The following is a 4,130-nucleotide window of genomic DNA, read 5'->3' on the forward strand; positions in this document are numbered from 1 at the left end:
CAACAATCCCTAGAATGGTATCGGCCGCCTGCTGAAGGGTATTCTTCAGGGCGTTGACGATCTTTCGCGACGCGGCGCCGCTGGTTGCTTTTGTGGAGTCCGGGGCTGCTTTACCGTCTGCCTGCGATGCATCAAGAGCGGCTTTCGGTCCGTTAGACGCGCTTTCCACAGGCTTGAACGCGGCCTCAGCGGCGGCCTGAACACGCCTGCCTGGCTCCTCGGTTTTCGTGGTTTTCGGCATCAAAGTCTCAGTAGACGTATGCATCATCTCTGTTCCCAGCGCGTGCGAAGCGTGAGGAGGCAGGCGCTGCAAGCCTGATCACCACCCTGGTTGATTCGGGCAGTCGGGCAGGATGCAACGCCCTCATATCAAGATGTGTGCTTAAGCAGTCTTGGCAGCCTTACCGGCCTTGCCATCGATGTCCTCGACGGTAACGTCCTGGCGGCGAACGGTGCCGCTGACGGTGACATCACGCTCGCCCGACTGCTTGCTCAGGCTGACTTCCTCGATCACATGAGCCTGCTTCGACACAACCGGCTTTTCAGAAGTTTCAGTCATCTCGATGGTGGTCTCCTAGAACGCCTTGGCGACTTCCTCAGGCTTCAGGACGCGATCGACCTTGGTGCGCTCGGCTTCAACCGTTTCCTCGTAAAGGGTTACGGTTTCCTGGACTTCCCGCTCGCTGATCTCAGTCCTGAGACGCTTGCCGCCGGTCGTCCGGGTAACGCCGACCTCGAGCTCCTCCTCGATCACCTGGGCAGTCTGGGTCTCTTCGGATGCTTCGCCGCTCAGCTTCTCCAGCAGCACTTCCGGAGACACGGCCTTGAAGCTGCGCATCATGTCCAGGGCTTCGTCGGCCCTATCATCCGGAGCTTCGGCCACAACCAGAGCGCCGCCCTTCTGCATGGCTTTGCCGTAGCTGTCCGCCTTGTCCTTCTCGTAGCCGGCCTCGACAAGGCGGCTGGAGACCTTGGAAGCAGCGACGTTCTGAAGGATCTCAACCGCGTCCTTCCTGAAGCCTGATTTTGTCAGTTCGCCCAGCACTTTGCTGGCAATGTCACTGCTCTCGAAGAGTCCAATGATGGAAGTGGTCATGTCCATTACCTTGATGATGAATGTGATCATGGGACAGCTTGCGCCTTCTCGCATATGCAAACAAATATACTGCGGTGCAACAAGTTCCACTTCTTTCCTGATAGGAACGAGGTTTTATTTTTTGTGAGCAATATTGGATATCACGTCAAGCATGCTGAAGTGAGAACAATGAGATGATGTGACCTCGGCTATAAGATGCAATCAACATGATGACTTTTCCGATCGGGGGACAGTTTTTCTTCTGGGGGTAAGACAGCATCAGCCAATTATAAAAGCCGATAAATTATGCTTGAAAGCATGTATGTACAATTTGCTGAACCTTGGCGGTAATCAGCGTTTCGGAAAGCGAACAATGAAGCATGTATCGGTGCCGCGTTCGCAGAACAACGCTCCCTCAAGCTGTTCGACGACGGATCGAACTATCGTCATGCCGAGATTTCCGTCACACAGTGGGTCCATTCCTCGGGGTAGACCGACACCATCGTCAGCAACGCGGATTTCAACATTCTGTCCTCCGTCGTGGATCGAGACGGTGACGCACCCATGTACACGGCCGACAAAGGCATATTTGCAGGCGTTCGTGACGAGTTCGTTGACGATCAGTCCAACATTGAGCACATCATCCGTCGGTACTGCCAGGTTGTCCCCGATCGTGGACCAGTCGATCTCGGTCGCGCCGACAGGCAGGTGCACAGCGAGCTCGGTGACCAGATTGCGCAGGTAATCGCCAATGGCAATTCTTGTTGGGTCGGAAGCTTGATAAAGGTGCTGATGGACCTGAGCTACGGACTGTATACGCCCGCGAGCCTCATCAAGTTCGCTGCGTGCGGTGCCATCGCCAACGAACCTGGCTTGCAGGTCGAGCATCGTCAGCGCGGTCTGCAGCGAGTTCTTGACGCGGTGGCTCATCTCTCGGACAAGGAGATCCTTCTGCCGCAGCAACGCCACACGCTGGGAAACGTCGCGAACGATCCCAACAAGCCGAACAGGGAAGCGGCCCATCGGACCGGTGTCGAACACGCACTGTCCGGCCGCGCTGACCCAGAGCGTGGCGCCGTCGAAGGTTACCAGCCGCATCTCACAGGCGTACAGGCCATCGCCCTCCGGATCCAAAGCGGCCCCGACTGCCGTGAGCGCCTTCTGCCGATCCTCCGGGTGTAGCATGGCTGCGAAGCTGTCGAAGCTTTCCTGCTGGCTCGGTGGAAGAGCCACCATTTCCTTCAGTCGCCGGTTCCAGCGACAGCGATTAGTAGCCACGTCGTAGTCGAAGGTTCCAAGTCCGGCACCTTCTATCGCCACTTTCAGCAGTATCGGATCAAAATCATCCAAGACATTGTCTTGATCTTCACTTCTTTCCATGCTTAACCTCTTAGGTATTTGTTATGTCTAGTTGCTACCTTCTCCGACCACGCTTCAAGTATCCAATACAAATAGTTCAGGGACAGCCGCCGGGAGGTCCAATCGGTTTTAGTTTCTCAACTGGTTTAATGTCCGGTTTCAAGACAGACGATCGGCACATCCTAAATTCCGAATAACCTCAAGAGGAGGTGGGTCGCCATTGTGAACGCATAGCTAGATCCTACCGCCACCGCGGCGAAGAGCAGGGCTATCACGACAATGTTTTTCATTCCGATTCCGCCCTAGTTCATCCGCTCCATCCTGCTTCGACGTTAACGACCCAAATTAAACCAAGAAAGTATAATGAATCGATGGTGGTTTTTACCGGATCAGAACCGGATCGGCAGCGAGAAACTCAGTCGGAAGTCCGGGGCGTTCTCGGTGAATCCCATTCCGGCCGTGATGCTCAGGAGTGTGCTGGGCGTCAGAACTGTCCCAAGACCAAGTTCCAGGACGCCACTGAGGCCGTCTGACCCTGCGATCTCCTGACCGTCCACATCCGTCTCGTTGGAAAAGCTCAACTCAACGCCGAAACCCAGCGAGGTTTCTGAGCTGACGGCTAGGATCGAGCTTAGGTTGACCCCGACCTGATCGCCCGGATCGACGGTCCGGCCGGCTCCCTTGTCCTCCAGGTTGGCGGCGTAGGAGAGCGACCCGACGAATACGAGGGGGTCCTGGGACTTCACCGCTGTCAGAGCCGCCTGGATCGAGTCCGACCCACTGCCCAGGCGATCGTGGTCGCCCCGGTCGCCGGTCGAGGCGATCGAGGTGGCCAATGCGAGCAGGCTTGGGGTCTGTAAGGCGACAGTTCAGTCTCCGGACAAGGCGACACCCAGATTTACGAGGTGACGCCTCCGGCCAACATACTCCCGCCGCTAGGGCAAGCGGTTTGGAGGGAGGAATGGGCCGTCTGGACACGGAGGCTCGCATGATAATCAAGGTTCTCTCGTCGCGTAGCACGATGACGAGCGACATTGCCGGCTCCTGGACGTGACGGAAGGAACGGTCCGGTATCACCTGGAACGGATGCACTTGAGCGCGGTGGACGGGTGCTCACGCCAGCTGTTCCGGGCAGAAGCGGTGGCCGAGGCCATCGAGACCTGGCGCGCTGCCCAGGAGGACGGCTCAATCAATCTGGCGGCGTTGCACCACTGGCTGGTCGGCGAACACGATTATGCCGGCAGCTTGCGCTCGGTCCAGCGCTACTGGGCGCGGAGATAACCAGCTCCCGCGTGCGGACGCGGCGCCGGGTAGAGATGCCCGCCGGGGCGCAGGCCCAGGTCGACTGGGCGCATTTCCCGGGCGTCATGGTTGGCGGGATCCAAGGATGCCTTGAGGCTTACGGCAAAGGCGGCGGCGGGGCAGGCAGCCCGCTCGGCTTCCGCTGCATCGGGAAATCGACGCGCCAGCACCCTCACCCTGTCCGAACGGCAATTCCAAGGCATTCACCTGCCATGGCCTCGAACTCAGGCGGAATTCAGGGGACAGTCCGGGACATATGGGAAGTAGCCGCCCGGCCCGTTGGGAGCCCCGGTAAAACAAAGCTCCCAAATGTCGCCCAGGTTACAGATCGGGCCATCTTCAGCAGTGATACTAATCAGCCTGTCACCTTTGATTGCGAGGTTCGGCTATGCTG

General features: G+C 57.9%; 6 protein-coding genes. 1 reads left to right on the forward strand and 5 read right to left on the reverse strand.

What is annotated here, in order from left to right:
- The 5 genes from AC5JJ6_RS01810 to AC5JJ6_RS01830 all read right to left on the reverse strand — a co-directional run.
- The coding region (locus AC5JJ6_RS01810; protein WP_496040403.1) for a hypothetical protein at window positions 1-241 on the reverse strand (241 nt) is incomplete at its 3' end.
- 141 nt (window positions 242-382) lie between these two features.
- Window positions 383-565 (reverse strand): DUF2382 domain-containing protein, encoded by a 183-nt coding sequence (locus AC5JJ6_RS01815; RefSeq protein WP_496040408.1) that lies wholly within the window; start codon window positions 563-565, stop codon window positions 383-385.
- A gap of 9 nt (window positions 566-574) precedes the next feature.
- Complete coding sequence (locus AC5JJ6_RS01820; RefSeq protein ID WP_496040404.1) at window positions 575-1,096, reverse strand: hypothetical protein; 522 nt, start codon at window positions 1,094-1,096, stop codon at window positions 575-577.
- Between the two features lie 330 nt (window positions 1,097-1,426).
- The gene (locus AC5JJ6_RS01825) at window positions 1,427-2,455 is read right to left on the reverse strand and encodes a sensor histidine kinase (RefSeq protein WP_496040405.1); all 1,029 of its coding nucleotides are present in this window, start codon (window positions 2,453-2,455) and stop codon (window positions 1,427-1,429) included.
- Window positions 2,456-2,823: 368 nt separating this feature from the next.
- Window positions 2,824-3,270, reverse strand: coding sequence for a hypothetical protein (locus AC5JJ6_RS01830; RefSeq protein ID WP_496040406.1), 447 nt, complete (start codon window positions 3,268-3,270; stop codon window positions 2,824-2,826).
- A 214-nt stretch (window positions 3,271-3,484) separates the two neighbouring features.
- Here AC5JJ6_RS01830 and AC5JJ6_RS01835 point away from each other — a divergent pair, with 214 nt between their 5' ends.
- Window positions 3,485-3,715 carry a hypothetical protein gene (locus AC5JJ6_RS01835; RefSeq protein ID WP_496040407.1) on the forward strand — a complete coding sequence of 77 codons (231 nt, stop codon included), beginning with the start codon at window positions 3,485-3,487 and terminating at the stop codon, window positions 3,713-3,715.
- Window positions 3,716-4,130: the final 415 nt, after the last annotated feature.

The organism is Skermanella sp. (assembly GCF_059503625.1).